The organism is Photorhabdus sp. HUG-39 (assembly GCF_963878365.1).
Classification (GTDB): Bacteria; Pseudomonadota; Gammaproteobacteria; order Enterobacterales; family Enterobacteriaceae; genus Photorhabdus; species Photorhabdus kayaii.
Genome location: NZ_CAWNWY010000017.1, coordinates 1 through 17,692 on the forward strand (window position 1 = coordinate 1; position 17,692 = coordinate 17,692).

Here is a 17,692-nt window from a genome sequence, read left to right on the forward strand (position 1 = left end):
ATAGCTGGATGAATCGCTTTCGCCGGATACTGATCCGATGGGAAAAGAAGGTCGAAAACTATGAAGCTATGTTACATTTTGCGTGCGGGATTATAGTTTGGAACAAAACCCTATTGGGATAGGCTCTTACTCAAAAAGTTATCTATCCAATGATAAACCAGGTGTTGTGATTGAATTCAAAACAGAAAAGGACGGGTGGCTATTTAATGAATTCACAACTGAACATAAGTGTGAATATAAAGGGGAAGCTGGAACATTATCGTATGGGTTAGGTAAAAAAGGATCGAAGTGCAAGGCTCCTCCTCAATATAATACAGGAGTTGAATTTAATAAATGGTTATCAACGAATGAAATACAAGCTCAGGTTGCTTATGTATTATTATCGAAAAAGCTCAAAAAATAGGACTTAACATCTATTCTGTTACCCTGTAATTATTAACCTTAAATTTTTTCAGATAAATAAAAAGGCTGAATCCAGTGAAGTACAGGATTCAGCCTTTATCAGTCATTAATCTGCTACGGATAAGAAACGGTTACGCTTCTCCTTGTACCGATTGAATCGCAGTCAGTACAACAGTGTAAATGATATCGTCTACCAAAGCGCCGCGGGACAAATCGTTCACCGGCTTGCGTATACCTTGCAGTATTGGCCAGCAAGGGCTGGTTGGAAGAAGAGTATAATTATGAAATAACTTCTTTAGAAAATTAGTAAATAAAATTTTGTATTATTTAGTGATTATTGTATATCGGTTATACTGTGTTTTTAATAAATAACAATTAATAAGCGTAAGAAGTTATAAAAAATAAAAATACAACTTTGATTTATAATTTCATTAAAGTCACAAAATATAATAATATAGAATCTTAAAGTGTGTTTTTGTTCTGGTAATTACTTTAATAACTGATAATATAGTTTAAAATACATAATTAAATTAAATTAAATTAAAATAACTAAAGGTATAAAAATGGAATGTAATCTAGCTGTAGAAAAAAATAAAAAGATGATTTCATCGGATACTGTACAAAAAAATAAGGAAATTAACTTATTTATATTTAATGAACATCAAGCTAACCTGCTTCACTATTTTTCCGAAGATATTGCTAAACGTGGTGGTCCACAGGTTAGCGGAATTAGAATGATTGTGGTACAAGCTGGTATTGAATTAAAAAAAATATTTTCAGAAATCCAACAAGAAGTGATTAGAGTATATTCTGATGGTTTAATGTCCGCTCTAGTTTTTGAAGGGATGAAAAAAAGTTACCAATGATATACTCCCTGATAAATTACCCTCGTTTTCTTCACTAGATAATCAATATGCTATCCTTTATTTGGCGGCTCGTAATCAAATCTTACTGGAACTTGTTGAACATAGAGCTTTTGCATATGATATTGAAAATTATGGTAAAATAGTGCGTCTGGTTGCTCATTTTAAAGAGGGAGGTTTGCAGGATATTGATTCTGAAAATAATAGAGTAGAATTAAGTTCTCATTCAGGCTTATCCCTTGGCCCTCACACCGAAGGACCATATTGGAGCGCAGTGAAAGTTAAAAATAGTCACTCTCCTTCACCGTCTTCTTTGATTTTATCATCAATGTGGAATCCTCTAATGGAACCTACATTTGTTATTCCAATGCCTGAAGTATTAGAAAGGGTAGGTGCAACTAATGTTTTGGCACTGTCGTCATACAACTTTAATTTTACATATAGTGACTCTTATGCCGACGAAAAGGGAGAAGATGGTAAGGGGGTATCTATAATAGATTTTAATGAAAAATTCTCTTTCTCTATCCGATATAACTCCTACCGTTTTTCTGTTGATGAAAAAGCCTCAGATGTTGTCAAGAAAGCATATGAAATATTTTGTCAGGCAGTTAACGATGCTATACCGTATCGATATGTATTAACACAGGAATCTGCAATTGCTATTAATAATTATCGAGCATTACATTGTCGGGATATAGTAAAGGATAATCGTCGATTGTTAGTTCGGTTGTTTGGTCTTGCAAAATATGCGGAAGGAGTTGTTATCTCAGATGATCCTTTATTGCTTAAAGGCTAAATAATTACTCGTTGTATTATTACAATGAAATTTAATAAAGTATAGTTATATTTAATTTTTTGTAATGCTATATTAAATGGCACTTTTAAAGTTCTGCACTAATACTTTTTGGTTTTTTTGATCGGATTTGTAAGTATGTCACATTCTTTTGCAAAAAGGGTTGACTGAGTGTGAAGTACAATCATGAAATTCTATTGAATAGCTTGCATTATTAATAATTTAAGCTATTTTAAAACGTTTAATAATATGTGGAATCATTATGGAATGGGACCTAATAGGCATACTAGCGACTATTGCTTTTTTGGCAGGTTTTTTTGATGCAATAGCTGGTGGAGGAGGATTAATAACATTGCCCGCGCTATTTCTAGCAGGAATAGAACCTATCAGTGCTATGGCTACTAATAAATTTCAAGCAACTTCAGCTAGTATATCAGCTACTGTAACTTTTGCGCGTAAAGGGTTAATTGAGTGGAGAAAGTCAGTATTTTTAATAATTTTTAGTGTATTAGGAGGAATTAGTGGTGCATTATTTGTCACTGTGGTGAGTAAGAGAATATTAGAAGCTTGTGTGCCAATATTATTAATTGTCGTCGCAATTTATTTTATCTTCGCTCCGAAACTTAGTGGGATAAGTAATAGGAAAAGAATATCTGTATTGTTATTTTCATTTTTAGTCGCCCCGATACTTGGTTTTTACGATGGCATTTTTGGCCCAGGAACGGGTTCTTTTCTCATGATGAGTTTTATGTTCTTCTGTGGCCTTGAGATGATGCGGGCAATGAGTTTTACTAAATTAGCAAATGCTTCATGCAATATTGGTGCATTGTTTATTTTTATCACTAAAGGCGTCATTATATGGCCGTTAGCCTTAGCAATGGCTATCGCGTCCTTTGCTGGAGCACAGTTAGGAGCTCGTTGTGCTGTTAAAATAGGCCCTCGTTTAATAAGGCCGATGCTGATATTGGTATGTTGTGTGTTAGCGATTAAACTTATTAGTACTGAAAATAACCCGCTACGGATTATGATCCTTAATCTTCTATAAATTGTACTGAATTAAAACAAATCACCAGGCGGACTGAATTGTGTCCAATTTCATCAATTAAGATTGGTGTAGCATTTATACCCTATGGATTTCAAGATGGATCGCGACGGCAAGGGAGCGAATCCCCGGGAGTATAGATAACTATGTGACTGGGGTGAGTGAGTGCATCCAACAAAGAGGCAGCTTGAAAGATGACGGGTATATAGTGCAGAAGAATAAATTCAAAGGTCTGAACCTTATTAAGGAGGTCAGACCTTGATTAATTTAAGTGGGGCGCGTGCAAGAAACGGTTACGTTTCCCCCTGCGCTGATTGAATCGCAGTCAGTGCAACGGTGTAAACAATATCATCTACCAGAGCGCCACGGGACAAATCGTTCACCGGCTTACGCATACCTTGCAGCATTGGCCCGATGGAAACCAGATCCGCAGAACGTTGTACCGCTTTGTAGGTGGTGTTACCGGTGTTCAGATCAGGGAAGATGAATACGGTAGCTTGACCGGCAACCGGTGAGTTTGGTGCTTTGGATTTCGCTACGTCTGCCATGATTGCGGCGTCATATTGCAATGGGCCATCAATGATCAGATCTGGACGTTTTTCCTGCGCCAAACGGGTTGCTTCACGAACTTTCTCAACATCACTGCCTGCACCGGAGTTGCCGGTAGAGTAGGAGATCATGGCAACACGCGGTTCAATACCGAATGCTTTAGCTGAATCCGCCGATTGAATGGCGATTTCAGACAGTTGTTCAGCAGTCGGATCTGGGTTGATTGCACAGTCTCCGTAAACCAGAACCTGTTCTGGCAATAGCATAAAGAATACGGATGATACCAGCGAGCTACCCGGTGCAGTTTTGATTAACTGCAATGGTGGACGGATGGTGTTTGCCGTGGTGTGTACCGCACCGGAAACCAAACCATCAACTTCGCCCTGTTCCAGCATCAACGTACCCAGAACAACGTTGTCTTCCAGTTGTTCACGCGCAACGACTTCGGTCATGCCTTTGTTTTTACGCAATTCAACCAGACGTGAGACATAACGCTCACGTACAGCAACGGGATCAACAATTTCAATACCCGCACCCAGTTCTACGCCTTGAGCCGCGGCAACACGACGGATCTCTTCTGGATCACCCAGTAGAACGCATTGTGCGATACCGCGATCAGCACAGATAGATACCGCTTTCACAGTACGAGGTTCGTCACCTTCCGGCAGAACAATGCGTTTGCCCGCTTTGCGCGCCAGTTCTGTTAATTGATAACGGAATGCGGGTGGAGAGAGGCGGTGTGGGCGCTCAGAGTTTGCTGTCAGGGAGTCGATCCACTCTTTGTTGATATGGTGTGCGACGTAGTTTTGCAGTTTTTCGATGCGTTCACGGTCATCCGCCGGGACTTCCAGGCTGAAACTTTGCAGGCTCAGGGAAGTCTGCCAAGTGTTTGTATCAACCATAAAGACTGGCAGGCCAGTGTTGAAGGCACGTTCACACAATTGCTTAATCGGCTCGTCGATGGCATAGCCACCGGTCAGCAGAATTGCACCGATTTCAACCCCATTCATAGCCGCCAGACAGGCTGAAACCAGAACGTCTGGACGATCAGCCGAAGTGACCAGCAGAGAACCGGGACGGAAGTGCTCTAACATGTGTGGAATGCTGCGTGCACAGAAAGTCACGGATTTCACACGGCGGGTTTTGATTGCGCCTTCGTTGATAATACGGGCGTTCAGGTGTTTTGCCATATCAATGGCTCGGGTTGCAATCAGGTCAAAACTCCACGGAATGCAACCCAGGATTGGCAATGGGCTATTTTTGAACAGCGTGTTCGGATCGATGTTAGATACGATGGCTTTTGAGGATTCATCAAAGATCTCTGACAAATCCGGACGGGTACGGCCTTGATCATCAACCGGCGCATTCAGTTTGTTGATAATAACACCGGTAATGTTCTGATTTTTGCTGCCACCAAATTCAGCACGAGCCAGTTCGACACGTTCTTTCAACTGTTTCGGGGAATCATTACCTAGCGCCAATACGAATACGATTTCAGCGTTCAGGGTCTTGGCAATTTCATAGTTGAGAGATTGGGCGAATGAATGTTTGCGGGTTGGAACCAGACCTTCAATCAGAATGACTTCTGCGTTTTTGGTGTTTTCGTGGTAAAGAGCCACGATTTTTTCCATCAGCACATCTTTCTGATTGGTTGTCAGCAAAGATTCCACATGCGCCATGTCCAGCGGTTCAGCGGTCTTTATGCTGGAATGAGAGCGGATGATGGTGGTGGTTTGATCTTGGGTGCCACAGCAACGGGGTTGGGCGATAGGTTTGAAAACACTCAGGCTGACGCCTTTTTGCTCCATTGAGCGGATTACACCTAAACTAACACTGGTCAAGCCGACGCTGGTGCTAGTAGGGATTAACATAATTGTACGGGACACGGAAACCTCTTTACGGTTGCTCGTTGGTCAAAAATAGTACCGCCAGCAGTGGCTGGCGGTGGGTAAAGTGATTACGCGGTCAGGCGCGCTGCATCTTGAGCGATCACTAATTCTTCATTGGTTGGGATCACTAAAGCAGGACGGCTGTTGTCGGTAGTGATTGCACCGGATTTACCGAAGCGAGCTGCCAGGTTACGGTCGTGATCGTATTCGAAACCTAACAGAGCCAGTTTTTTCATCACCTGTTCACGAACCAGTGCGGAGTTTTCACCAATACCACCGGTAAAGATAATGGCATCCAAGCGGCCTTCCATCAGTGCGGAATAAGCACCAACGTATTTAGCCAGACGGTGGCAGTAGACATCCATAGCGCGTTTAGCATCGGCTTTGGTTTCATAGTTATCTTCTATATAACGGCAATCACTGGTGACTTCGGTCAGACCTAGCAAGCCAGATTCTTTGGTCAACAGTTTGTTGATTTGTTCAACGCTCATGCCCAGTGAATCATGTAGGTGGAAAATGATCGCCGGGTCGATGTCACCACTGCGGGTACCCATTACCAGACCTTCCAATGGTGTCAATCCCATAGAGGTGTCAACACACTGACCATTAACGATAGCCGAGATAGAGCCACCATTACCCAAGTGGCAGACGATAACATTCAGCTCTTCAACCGGTTTGTTGAGCGTTTTCGCCGCTTCACGGGAAACGAAGAAGTGGCTGGTTCCGTGGGCGCCATAGCGACGAATGCCGTGCTCTTTATACAGGTTGTATGGCAGGGCATAGAGGTAAGCCTCTTCTGGCATGGTTTGATGGAAAGCGGTATCGAATACAGCAACGTTTTTGTCAGCCAGGTGTGGGAACCCTTTTTTCGCTTCTTCAATGCCAATCAGGTGAGCAGGGTTATGCAATGGCGCGAATGGAACCGCATCTTTAATCCCTTGAATGACTTCATCATTGATGGTAACGGATGCCGTGAATTTTTCACCGCCGTGAACAATGCGGTGGCCGATTGCGGCGATTTGATCAGAAAGTTCTGGTTTTTCGGCCAGAATCGTATTAACAATAAAGTTCAATGCTTCACTGTGGGCTGCACCAGCACCTAAAGCGGCTTCATGTTTTGCGCCATCCATTTTCCACTTAATGCGGGCTTCAGGCAGGTTAAAACATTCAGCTAGACCAGAAAGATATTCTTCACCGTTAGCAGGATCGATGATAGCAAATTTCAGAGAAGAGCTACCGCAATTGAGGACCAGTACCAGCTTACTTGACATGGAAGTACCTATATCGTGTTTGTCATTGAGTCTTACAGATAAGACATGTGATTAATAAAGCGTCAATTACTCATCAGCGTAGAGCATATAGTGATGACATTAAATGATTAACATCATGCTAAGTGCAAAGAGCATGATGATAAGGTTTAAATTTTCAAAAAGGTAAAATATGCCGCTTTGCTGCTGTGTATAACATAAAAGTGAATGTAGGATACCGATAGCGAGCAGCAAAGACAAAATATACTTAATCCTACAAAAAATATTTTATCAGTTACAATGTTTTTTTAAAAAATATGTTTTTAATTGATTGAGGTCATGATGAGCGCAATACCTCCCCCCAGTAACGGATGGCTGAGAAAGATGCAACTGGGACAGCAATACATGAAAACTTGGCCGATTGAGAAACAGTTGGCACCCGCGTTCCCTGAAAATCGGATTATTAAGGCAACTCGTTTTGGTATCCGGTTTATGCCGCCGTTGGCTATTTTTACTCTGACGTGGCAAATCGCACTGGGTGGTCAGCTTGGTCCAGCGGTGGCGACGGCACTGTTCGCGTGTAGTTTACCGATGCAAGGGTTATGGTGGTTGGGGAAACGGGCATCAACCCCGTTACCCGCGGCATTGCTGAAATGGTTTCATGAAATCCGTGATAAATTCGCCGCAGCGGGTATCGCAATGGCACCTTTGCAGCAAACGCCAACTTATCAATCTCTCGCAGAACTGCTGAAACGCGCATTTAAACAACTTGATCGTTCGTTTCTTGATGATATTTGAACCGGGAGAAACCCGTTGCTAGATTATTGCAGTCAATGTACTGGAAAATCAGAGATGATGGTTCATGACGAAAAGTGGACACATTGTTGATCGCAACCGGAGATTTTCTCTTAATAAAATGGTCTACTAGCCAAGTTTTTGACACTAATATCTTCTTTTTTGTTGATAGAGGCCATTTTGAATAGCGAACTCTTGTGGGTATTGACCCTGCTACTGATAGCTATTGTTCTTTTTACCACCAATAAACTGCGCATGGATATTGTTGCATTATTGGTGATTATCGCGTTTGTCATGAGTGGAACGTTGACGCTCGGTGAAGCGACCAGCGGTTTTAGTGATCCCAATGTGTTGTTGATAGCTGCCCTGTTTGTTATTGGTGAAGGATTGGTAAGAACTGGCGTTGCTTATCAAATGGGGGATTGGCTGGTAAAAGCTGCCGGAAACAGCGAAACCAAAATGTTGGCATTACTGATGATGACTGTTGCAGGGCTTGGTGCGTTTATGAGTTCTACGGGTGTGGTCGCGATTTTCATTCCGGTGGTGCTCAGTGTCGCGGTAAGGATGAAAATTTCGCCGGGTCGGTTGATGATGCCCTTGAGTTTTGCCGGGCTTATCAGTGGCATGATGACATTGGTAGCGACGCCACCCAATATGGTGATTAACAGTGAGTTGATACGGGAAGGGCTTCCCGGTTTCAAATTCTTCTCTATTACACCTATTGGTATTTTGATGCTGTTTGCCGGTATGGGTTATATGCTGATCGCTCGCCATTGGTTGGGGAATAATCAATCGGATAAAGGCCATGATAAATGGCATCGTCGTACTTTCCGTGACCTTATCCGCGACTATAAATTATCAGGTCGCGCGCGTCGCCTGGCGATTCGCCCAGGTTCCCCGTTGATAGGTCTTTCTCTTGATGAGTCAAATTTACGTGCTCGCTATGGGGCTAATGTCGTTGGTATCGAGCGTTGGCGGCGTTTCCGGCGCGTTATGGTCAGTGCGATGGGCAATACAGAATTGAGAGAACGGGATGTGTTGCTGGTTGATATGTCAGACAGTGAGGTGGATCTGCGTCAATTTTGCAGTGAGCAATTATTAGAACCGATGGTGCTGCGCGGGGAGTATTTCTCTGAACAATCTCGTAACGTAGGTATGGCTGAAGTCTCTCTGATCCCGGAGTCGGATTTATTGGGTAAGTCACTGCGGGAAATAGGTTTTCGTACCTGCTATGGTTTGAATGTTGTTGGTATTCGACGTGATGGTGAATCGTTGTCGGGTAAACTGGTTGATGTGCCACTGCAACTTGGCGATATTTTGCTGGTTATTGGTGACTGGAAACTGATACGTATCCTGCAAACTAAAATGCGCGATTTTATTGTCCTTAATCTGCCGGTTGAGATCGAAGAGGTGGCTCCGGCAACGTCTCAAGCGCCACATGCGCTTTTTAGCTTGGCGCTGATGGTAGCCATGATGCTTACCGATGAAGTACCCAATGTGATTGCCGCATTGATAGCTTGCCTGTTGATGGGAAAATTCCGTTGTATTGATATGGAAAGTGCGTACCGCTCTATTCATTGGCCCAGTATTATCCTGATTGTCGGGATGATGCCGTTTGCTCTGGCATTACAGAAAACGGGCGGGATTGAGCTGATTGTCCGTGGCTTGATGGATATTGCGGGTGATATGGGTCCGAGGGTGATGCTGGTATGTCTGTTTATACTTTGTGCCGTAATCGGCTTGTTTATTTCTAATACGGCAACGGCGGTATTAATGGCACCGATAGCTATTGCTGCTGCACGTGAAATGGCAGTATCTCCCATGCCATTTGCCATGATTATTGGTGTGGCAGCTTCCGCCGCATTTATGACCCCGGTTTCGTCCCCAGTGAATACGCTGGTTCTTGGCCCCGGTGGTTATAAGTTTTCCGATTTTGTCCGTTTGGGCGTGCCATTTACCATGTTGGTGATGGTGATAAGTGTGCTGGTCATCCCTTGGTTGTTTCCATTTTAATGTGGAATATCAAGGCTAATTTCGTCCAATGACAGGCTGAATCCCGGTACAAAAACTTTCATAAAGTAATCCATCTCCTGGCTGTGACGATCAGCCAGGGTTTTTTCAAGTCGGGCTATCGCCAGATTGAATTCATGGTTACCTGCCGATAACTCTTCCAGACATTTGAGGTAAGCACACAGGGAATCGGCCTGTTTAATGATAAAAGTTTCTTCTGTTGTATGCTGGCTGTCATCTAGGATTGGACGGAAATCCTCTTGCAGCTCTGCTGGCAGCATGTCCAGTAATTTTTTCTGCGCGATTTTTTCTATTTTTTTGTATTCCCGTGCAATATGTGGATTGTGATATTTGACCGGAGTGGGTAAATCTCCGGTAATAACTTCGCTGGCATCGTGATACATAGCCAGCAACGCAATGCGTTCAGCATTTACATTGCCACCAAATTTGCGGTTTTTGATAATGGCTAAGGCGTGTGCGACAAAGGCCACCTGTAAGCTATGTTCCGATACATTTTCTGTACGTACATTACGCATCAGAGGCCAACGGTTAATCAGTTTCAAACGGGAAAGGTGGGCAAAAAAGTGGCTCATAATCATCTCTTACAGTAAATATTGTTTTTATTGTGAGCGGTGGATAGGGGTAAAGTAAACCTTAAAATCGTTTCTTATTTTTATCCCTTGTTTTCATAGGGAAATCTGCTATTTATCTAAACGGGTACCCAGACTGTATAGCAAGGTTGATATGATTAATTTACATTTATTATTAACTGGCAATGTTATAATCGTAATAGATATCATTTTTTAAATGAAATTTATATTTTTACTCCATTTTGCATACAGTTTATATACAAAAATTTCATATAATTTACAATAGTTTGTTATTTATCCAGGCGTTCTCTTGTATTAAGTTTAATAAATGCAATGTTTAATTCTTTTATATCTTGCTAATGCCTTATATAATCACTGCAAAAATCGTCCATAAAAATAAAAAAATTAGTCTGTGTTACCGGTAAAAAATGAAAATTTATTGACCTTATTTTGCAGAGAGTGATTAGTGGGTATCAATAAAGAGAGCTATGGACGTGGTTATCAAGGATTTCTATCTGACAGGTGAGGTTTTCACCAGTGAGGAAAAGTGGGTAGGCTAGACTTATCGGAATAGCAGAAATAAGTTTTCGCCTATTCCGATAGAACGCATGGTATGAATAATGTCCGTTATCAGCGATATTTTTCTATACCCGTTATCCTTCAAGTTGCCTCTTTGTTGGCTGCACTCGCTCACCACGGTCACATAGTTACCTATGCTCCCGGGGCTTCACTCCCTTGCCGTCGCGATGCATCTTGAAATCTATAGGGTATATAAACGGTTCTTATTTTTATTGATGATATTTGCCAATAAATCGGGCGAATTTCTGAATTGCCATCTCCAGTTCATCAAGCCTTGGTAGGGTCACGATGCGGAGATGGTCAGGTTCCGGCCAGTTAAATGCGGTTCCCTGCACTAACAAGACCTTCTCTTGTAATAAAAGGTCAAGCACCATCTTCTGGTCATCGTGAACATTAAAACGTTTCGCATCAATTTTTGGAAACATATATAAAGCGCCTTTAGGTTTCACGCAGGAAACGCCGGGGATTTGATTAATTAATTCCCATGCTCGGTTACGCTGCTCATACAAACGGCCACCAGGTAAAATGAATTCACTGATACTTTGGTAACCGCCTAAAGCAGTTTGAATAGCGTGTTGCATTGGCACATTGGCACATAAACGCATGGATGCCAGCATCTCCAAGCCTTCAATGTAGCTCTTTGCGTGTTTCTTCGGGCCATTTAATACCATCCAGCCTTGACGAAAACCTGCAACCCGATATGTTTTGGATAATCCATTAAATGTTACCGTTAACAGATCAGGCGCGAGGGCAGCAATTGAATGATGTTCTGCATCGTCATATAAGATTTTGTCGTAAATCTCATCAGCAAAAATAATCAAATTGTGTTGCCGGGCTATTTCAACAACTTCCAATAACAGCTCTTTACTATATACAGCACCCGTTGGATTATTAGGGTTAATAATCACAATCCCACGTGTGCGGGGCGTAATTTTGTTACGGATATCATTTAAGTCAGGAAACCAATCTGACCCTTCATCACACATATAATGCACGGCTTTGCCACTGGAAAGTGAAACTGCCGCAGTCCAGAGAGGATAATCAGGTGCAGGAACAAGCATTTCATCACCGGTATTCAGTAATGCTTGCATTGCCTGAACGATTAATTCAGAAACACCATTGCCGATATAAATATCTTCAACGGTCACGTCCATCATATTCCGGGCTTGATAATGTTGCATGATAGCTTTGCGTGCAGAATACAGACCTTTCGAATCTGAATAACCCTGTGCTGTTGGTAAGTTACGGATAACATCTACCAAGATTTCATCTGGTGCTTCAAAACCAAAGGGGGCTGGATTGCCAATATTTAATTTGAGGACTTTATTGCCTTCTTCTTCAAGGCGTTTAGCTTCCTTGAGTACGGGGCCGCGGATATCATAACAAACATTATCCAATTTGCTGGATTTTTTAACTGCTAGCATAGAGAGTCTTACCTTATCTTGGTAAAAAAAAGTCGCTTGGCATATAGCGTGTAACATTTAATGTACTCCTCCCTCTGAGTGTTTTGAAGATGCATTGATATATTTGGTTAAAATGGTTGTTTTAGTAGGGGAGTTGTTATTTGAGTATCTTTTTATGTAAATTATGTTAGCGTTAAATTCTGAATTTACTGATGATATCAAATTTATAATCTGGATTGTTGTTGTTTTTTAGTGTGGAAATGGGGGTGTTTTTAGCGTGATAACGGCATGGCCGGGCCATTGTGGGGAGAAAGTGAGCATAGCGCAATTTGCCAATAAAAATTGTTGTGTTTGTATAATTTATTCTTATGTATAAGATTTGGCTTGAATTGGCAATTTAGGACTATATATTTTAGAAAGATCAAACAATATTTTTGATCATTTCTGGAAACTAGTTGTAAATTTATCTGAATAGGATTATTAAACATTAGTGATATTGTAGATTTTTACTTTATATTTAGTTTTTCTGATATAACTTATGTTATTCTTTGACGTGAGTCAGAAAACAAAATAACCAAACTAGAAATCACATATAGGGTGTTGTAAATAGGGATTGTCCTCAATTTTATTTAGGAATCCGAGTAACTTTTGCTAAGAAGAGGAGAAAATAAAACCCGCAATGGGTTCAATAGGTAAAAAAACAGCAGTAAATCTTTGCCCTATTTAATAGAGTAGAGTACTGTCTAAGCGATGTTAATTTAAATTTGATAGTGCTTACGTAAAAACACCAGGTTAGTTAGTAATTAAAATCAAAAAAAAGTGATGAATAAACAATGATAAATGCAAATCGTCCGATAATGAATCTCGATCTCGATCTGCTAAGAACTTTTGTTGCTGTTGCTGATTTAAATACTTTTGCAGCAGCAGCAGCAGCAGTATGCAGAACGCAATCGGCTGTAAGTCAGCAAATGCAACGTTTGGAGCAGTTGGTGGGCAGAGAGTTGTTTGCCCGTCATGGTCGTAATAAGCTTCTTACTGAGCATGGTCTTCAACTTCTTGGTTATGCAAGACAAATTCTGCGCGCTAACGATGATGCCAGCGCATCATTAACCTATAGCGATGCAGAAGGTGAACTAAGAATCGGTGCGTCCGATGATACGGTGGATACACTGCTCCCTTTTTTGTTAAATCGCATCGCTTCCGTTTATCCACGGATGGCAATAGACGTCCGGATAAAGCGTACTCAGTTTATTGAAAGTATGCTGGATAGCCATGAGATCGATTTGGCACTCACAACCGCGAAAATCAGTCATCACCCAAGGACTGTTCTGCGCTCAACACCAGTATTATGGCATTGTGCTCCTGATTTCCAGCTACAGTCAAATGAACCTGTGCCACTGGTTGTGATGGATGAAACCAATCCATTCCGTCAGTTGGCGTTGGATACGCTGGATGAGGTGGGAGTATCGTGGCGGATTGCTTATGAAGCCGCTTCTCTGTCGGCAGTTCGCACGGCAGTGAATGCAGAAGTCGGTATTACTGCTCGTCCTTTGGAAATGCAAAATGCTGATCTGCGTATTTTAGGGGAGAGTGAAGGGCTTCCTCGTTTACCTGAAACCCAGTTCTCTCTGTATAGACATAGTAATGAACAAAATGAATCTGTTCTTACGGTTTTTAGTGCAATAGAGAATAAGAAAACGCCATACGTGGTAACGAGTGTTTCTGAAGAACTTCCTGATGATGGCGATATTATTGATGAGTAATATCTGAAACACTTCTCTTTGCTAATACCTCCATTATGGATGGAAGGAGGTATTAGCTCCCCGAATATATTTATAAGTAATCATCAACTAAATTCACCTTATTCTGTTGTTATCGTAATCATTAAATATACGGTAGCATTTTTCTTAACACCCCCCTGATTTGGTTAACAAATTGTTATATTGTTAACAAAGTAATAATTTGCTGAATTGATGAAATAAAGATTTCTGTAGTGAACGGGAGCTTTTCTCGTCGCTTATGGATAAAAATATAATTTCTTCAGATTTGAATGAATTATCATCAGTAGTAAAATTTTTTTCTGTCAAATTGTGTACTTGATCAAAGAAATACTCCCTATGTAGCAGTGGAAAGGCAGGTTTTTCCTGAGATAATGATGTGGTAAAAACGAATTATCGGTTAGACTAGTTGCCGCCACTGTTCGCATGCCAGTTGACTGACACGTTTTAGCCGTGCGGCAGCACGATCCGTTAAGACTAAGTTTGTTATTTGTAAATAAATGTTAGATTAATTTTGTCATAACAGACAAAATATTGTTGAGAGGAGTAAAAACCAAGAAGATTCACTCCATCAATCATTGATTAACAGTGTTTCAGATTTGGTTGTTACCCCTTCCCTTGAATCGATGTGGTGCAACACTGCCAGACAAAAGAGCAGACACTTTTGACACCACTTTTGATGAGTAAGCAATGAGTATGTCAACATCCACTGAACTCTTTGCCCATCACTGGGCATTCGCGGTATTTCTTTTAGGTGCTTTCGGTCTGTGTGCTTTGATGCTGTTAGGGGCATTTTTCTTGGGCGGGAGAGCGAAAGCCCGGGCAAAACATGTCCCTTATGAATCTGGTATTGATTCTGTCGGTAGTGCTCGTCTCCGTATGTCGGCCAAGTTCTATCTGGTCGCTATGTTCTTTGTCATCTTCGATGTTGAAGCTCTGTTTTTATATGCATGGTCAGTCTCTATCAAAGAGAGTGGCTGGTTAGGCTTTATCGAAGCAAGCATTTTCATTTTGGTGTTACTCGCAGGCTTGTTTTATCTGGTGCGTATTGGGGCGCTGAATTGGACGCCATCTCGTTCAAGCCGCCAGGTAAGTAAACCAAGTGTTGTGATTAACATTAACAATAGTCATCCGCAGTAATAGCGAGGCATTTAAAGATGGATTATACACTCACCCGCATAGATCCGAACGGTGAGAATGACCGTTATCCCCTGCAAAAACAGGAAATTGTCGCAGACCCACTGGAGCAGCATGTTCACCGTAGTGTTTACATGGGCAAACTGGAGCATGCTCTGCATGATATGGTGAATTGGGGACGTAAAAATTCCCTGTGGCCCTACAACTTTGGTCTTTCCTGTTGTTATGTGGAAATGGCGACATCATTTACTGCTGTTCATGATGTCGCTCGTTTTGGCGCTGAAGTTTTACGTGCATCACCCCGCCAAGCGGATTTTATGGTGGTCGCTGGAACCTGTTTTACCAAAATGGCGCCGGTTATTCAGCGCCTGTATGACCAGATGCTTGAGCCGAAGTGGGTTATCTCTATGGGAGCCTGCGCCAACTCTGGTGGTATGTACGATATTTACTCTGTCGTTCAAGGTGTCGATAAGTTTATCCCTGTTGATGTTTATATTCCTGGCTGTCCTCCCCGTCCTGAAGCTTATATGCAAGCTCTGTTGTTGTTACAAGAGTCAATCGGCAAAGAGCGTCGTCCGTTGTCTTGGGTAGTGGGAGATCAAGGAGTTTACCGTGCCAATATGCAGTCAGAAAGAGAACGTAAGCACGGGGAACGTATCGCAGTGAAAAATCTGCGTACGCCAGACGAAGTTTAAGAATCTGTCTTTAGACAGTAGGCGTGACTCAAAGTAGCCTAATGAATGTAACCAGAGCAATGTGTTGCGATACTAATCCTGATCAAAACGAACACTGATCAAAGCGTTGTGGTGAAAAATGATGATAGATCAGATAGCGCAAGAAAGCGCCCGGCCTGCGTGGCAAACTCATGATCATCTTGATGATCCGGTCATGAGTGAGCTGCGTAACCACTTTGGCCCGGATGCCTTTACTGTTCAGCCAACCCGTACGGGTATACCCGTTGTCTGGGTGAAGCGTGAACAATTACTGGAAGTAATGACTTTCCTGAAGAAGCTGCCTAAACCTTATGTCATGCTATTCGATTTGCATGGCATGGATGAACGCCAGCGTACTTATCGCCAGGGTCTGCCAGAGGCAGATTTTTCTGTGTTTTATCACCTGCTTTCTATTGAGCGTAACCGCGATATCATGTTGAAGGTTGCCCTCAGTGAAAAAGACCTGAATCTCCCGACTGCAACTCCTCTGTTCCCAAATGCCAACTGGTATGAGCGTGAAACATGGGAAATGTTTGGTATTGTCTTTAACGGCCATCCAAACCTGCGCCGCATTATGTTGCCACCGACTTGGGAAGGGCATCCGTTGCGGAAGGATTATCCTGCTCGTGCGACAGAATTTGATCCTTTCGAATTGACCAGACAGAAAGAAGATCTGGAAATGGAAGCACTGACTTTCAAACCAGAAGAGTGGGGAATGAAGCGGGGTACCGAGAATGAGGACTTTATGTTCCTTAACCTTGGTCCTAACCATCCCTCTTCTCATGGGGCATTTCGTATCATTCTGCAACTGGATGGTGAAGAGATTGTTGATTGTGTCCCGGATATTGGTTATCACCATCGTGGCGCGGAGAAGATGGGAGAGCGCCAATCTTGGCACAGTTATATTCCCTATACAGACCGTATTGAATACTTAGGCGGTTGTGTTAACGAAATGCCTTATGTGCTGGCGGTGGAGAAACTGGCGGGAATTGACGTGCCTGACCGGGTAAAAACCATTCGCGTTATGTTGTCGGAATTGTTCCGCATTAACAGCCACCTACTCTACATCTCGACCTTCATTCAGGACGTTGGCGGGATGACACCGGTGTTCTTCGCCTTTACTGACCGTCAGAAAGTGTATGATCTGGTGGAGGCGATTACCGGTTTCCGTATGCACCCAGCATGGTTCCGTATTGGCGGAGTTGCTCATGATTTGCCGCGTGGTTGGGATAGATTATTGCGCGATTTCCTCAACTGGATGCCCAAACGTCTTGATTCCTACGTGAAAGTGGCGCTGAAAAACAGCATCCTGAAAGGCCGTTCTATTGGAGTTGCTGCTTATAATTCCAAACAAGCTCTTGAATGGGGCACCACTGGAGCGGGTTTGCGGGCAACGGGTATCGCATTTGATGTGCGTAAATGGCGCCCATACTCCGGCTATGAAAATTTCGATTTCGACGTGCCGATTGGTAATAACGGCGACTGTTATGACCGCGTGATGTTGAAAGTGGAAGAAGTGCGTCAGAGCTTGCGAATCTTGAAACAGTGTCTGGACAATATGCCTGAAGGTCCATTCAAAGCAGATCATCCACTGACGACGCCACCACCGAAAGAACGTACTTTGCAGCATATTGAGACCATGATTAACCACTTTTTGCAAGTGTCATGGGGACCGGTAATGCCAGCAAATGAATCTTTCCAGATGATTGAGGCCACTAAGGGCATCAACAGCTATTATCTCACCAGCGACGGCAGTACTGTGAGTTACCGTACCCGAGTCCGTACACCGAGTTATCCGCATTTGCAGCAGATCCCATCGGTAATTCGCGGTAGCTTAGTTTCTGACCTGATCGTGTATCTGGGCAGTATTGATTTTGTTATGTCTGATGTGGATCGCTAACT

General features: G+C 42.5%; 15 protein-coding genes and 2 pseudogenes. 11 read left to right on the forward strand and 6 right to left on the reverse strand.

Annotated features, from left to right (window positions below; translation table 11 throughout):
* Both AAC155_RS12475 and AAC155_RS12480 read left to right on the forward strand, forming a co-directional pair.
* Positions 1–122: pseudogene (locus tag AAC155_RS12475) on the forward strand (IS5/IS1182 family transposase); the annotation flags it as partial.
* Positions 98–403, forward strand: a complete 306-nt coding sequence (locus AAC155_RS12480) for a hypothetical protein (protein ID WP_191214981.1) — start codon at positions 98–100, stop codon at positions 401–403. The pseudogene AAC155_RS12475 and the gene AAC155_RS12480, both read left to right, overlap by 25 nt.
* Positions 404–533: 130 nt before the next feature.
* Here AAC155_RS12480 and AAC155_RS12485 read toward each other — a convergent pair.
* Positions 534–650, reverse strand: a pseudogene (locus tag AAC155_RS12485) (phosphate acyltransferase); the annotation flags it as partial.
* A 315-nt stretch (positions 651–965) separates the two neighbouring features.
* On the opposite strand from AAC155_RS12485, the gene AAC155_RS12490 reads away from it, so the two are divergent.
* From AAC155_RS12490 to AAC155_RS12500, 3 genes are all read left to right on the forward strand, one after another.
* A complete protein-coding gene (locus AAC155_RS12490; protein WP_205068553.1) occupies positions 966–1,268 on the forward strand; it encodes a hypothetical protein in 303 nt (100 codons plus the stop codon).
* Between the two features lie 61 nt (positions 1,269–1,329).
* Positions 1,330–2,061, forward strand: coding sequence for a hypothetical protein (locus AAC155_RS12495; RefSeq protein ID WP_205068555.1), 732 nt, complete (start codon positions 1,330–1,332; stop codon positions 2,059–2,061).
* Positions 2,062–2,320: 259 nt separating this feature from the next.
* Positions 2,321–3,103 (forward strand): TSUP family transporter, encoded by a 783-nt coding sequence (locus AAC155_RS12500; protein WP_112894039.1) that lies wholly within the window; start codon positions 2,321–2,323, stop codon positions 3,101–3,103.
* A 290-nt stretch (positions 3,104–3,393) separates the two neighbouring features.
* Here AAC155_RS12500 and pta read toward each other — a convergent pair whose 3' ends face one another.
* Together pta and ackA are read right to left on the reverse strand one after the other, a co-directional pair.
* The gene (pta, locus tag AAC155_RS12505) at positions 3,394–5,520 is read right to left on the reverse strand and encodes a phosphate acetyltransferase (protein ID WP_205068557.1); all 2,127 of its coding nucleotides are present in this window, start codon (positions 5,518–5,520) and stop codon (positions 3,394–3,396) included.
* 86 nt (positions 5,521–5,606) lie between these two features.
* A complete protein-coding gene (gene ackA, locus AAC155_RS12510) occupies positions 5,607–6,809 on the reverse strand; it encodes an acetate kinase (RefSeq protein WP_113042483.1) in 1,203 nt (400 codons plus the stop codon).
* 318 nt (positions 6,810–7,127) lie between these two features.
* On the opposite strand from ackA, the gene yfbV reads away from it, so the two are divergent.
* Positions 7,128–7,583, forward strand: coding sequence for a terminus macrodomain insulation protein YfbV (gene yfbV / locus AAC155_RS12515; RefSeq protein WP_113042485.1), 456 nt, complete (start codon positions 7,128–7,130; stop codon positions 7,581–7,583).
* Positions 7,584–7,760: 177 nt separating this feature from the next.
* Complete coding sequence (locus tag AAC155_RS12520; RefSeq protein ID WP_113042487.1) at positions 7,761–9,593, forward strand: SLC13 family permease; 1,833 nt, start codon at positions 7,761–7,763, stop codon at positions 9,591–9,593.
* Here AAC155_RS12520 and yfbR read toward each other — a convergent pair.
* From yfbR to AAC155_RS12535, 3 genes are all read right to left on the reverse strand, one after another.
* On the reverse strand, positions 9,590–10,183 hold the full coding sequence (gene yfbR, locus AAC155_RS12525; protein WP_113026094.1) for a 5'-deoxynucleotidase: 594 nt from the start codon (positions 10,181–10,183) through the stop codon (positions 9,590–9,592). The two genes, AAC155_RS12520 and yfbR, sit on opposite strands and share 4 nt — an antisense overlap.
* 559 nt (positions 10,184–10,742) lie before the next feature.
* Entirely contained in the window at positions 10,743–10,883 is a 141-nt protein-coding gene (locus AAC155_RS12530; RefSeq protein WP_158536563.1) for a hypothetical protein, read from the reverse strand.
* Positions 10,884–10,968: 85 nt separating this feature from the next.
* Positions 10,969–12,183 carry a pyridoxal phosphate-dependent aminotransferase gene (locus AAC155_RS12535; protein WP_011147308.1) on the reverse strand — a complete coding sequence of 405 codons (1,215 nt, stop codon included), beginning with the start codon at positions 12,181–12,183 and terminating at the stop codon, positions 10,969–10,971.
* An 812-nt stretch (positions 12,184–12,995) separates the two neighbouring features.
* Between AAC155_RS12535 and hexA the strand changes: the two genes are divergently transcribed.
* The 4 genes from hexA to nuoC all read left to right on the forward strand — a co-directional run bounded on the left by hexA (position 12,996) and on the right by nuoC (position 17,690).
* Positions 12,996–13,925 (forward strand): transcriptional regulator HexA, encoded by a 930-nt coding sequence (gene hexA, locus AAC155_RS12540; protein ID WP_113042489.1) that lies wholly within the window; start codon positions 12,996–12,998, stop codon positions 13,923–13,925.
* A 705-nt stretch (positions 13,926–14,630) separates the two neighbouring features.
* Positions 14,631–15,080, forward strand: coding sequence for an NADH-quinone oxidoreductase subunit A (locus tag AAC155_RS12545; RefSeq protein WP_011147306.1), 450 nt, complete (start codon positions 14,631–14,633; stop codon positions 15,078–15,080).
* Positions 15,081–15,097: 17 nt separating this feature from the next.
* Positions 15,098–15,772 (forward strand): NuoB/complex I 20 kDa subunit family protein, encoded by a 675-nt coding sequence (locus AAC155_RS12550; protein ID WP_011147305.1) that lies wholly within the window; start codon positions 15,098–15,100, stop codon positions 15,770–15,772.
* Positions 15,773–15,890: 118 nt separating this feature from the next.
* The gene (gene nuoC / locus AAC155_RS12555) at positions 15,891–17,690 is read left to right on the forward strand and encodes an NADH-quinone oxidoreductase subunit C/D (RefSeq protein ID WP_113042491.1); all 1,800 of its coding nucleotides are present in this window, start codon (positions 15,891–15,893) and stop codon (positions 17,688–17,690) included.
* Positions 17,691–17,692: the final 2 nt, after the last annotated feature.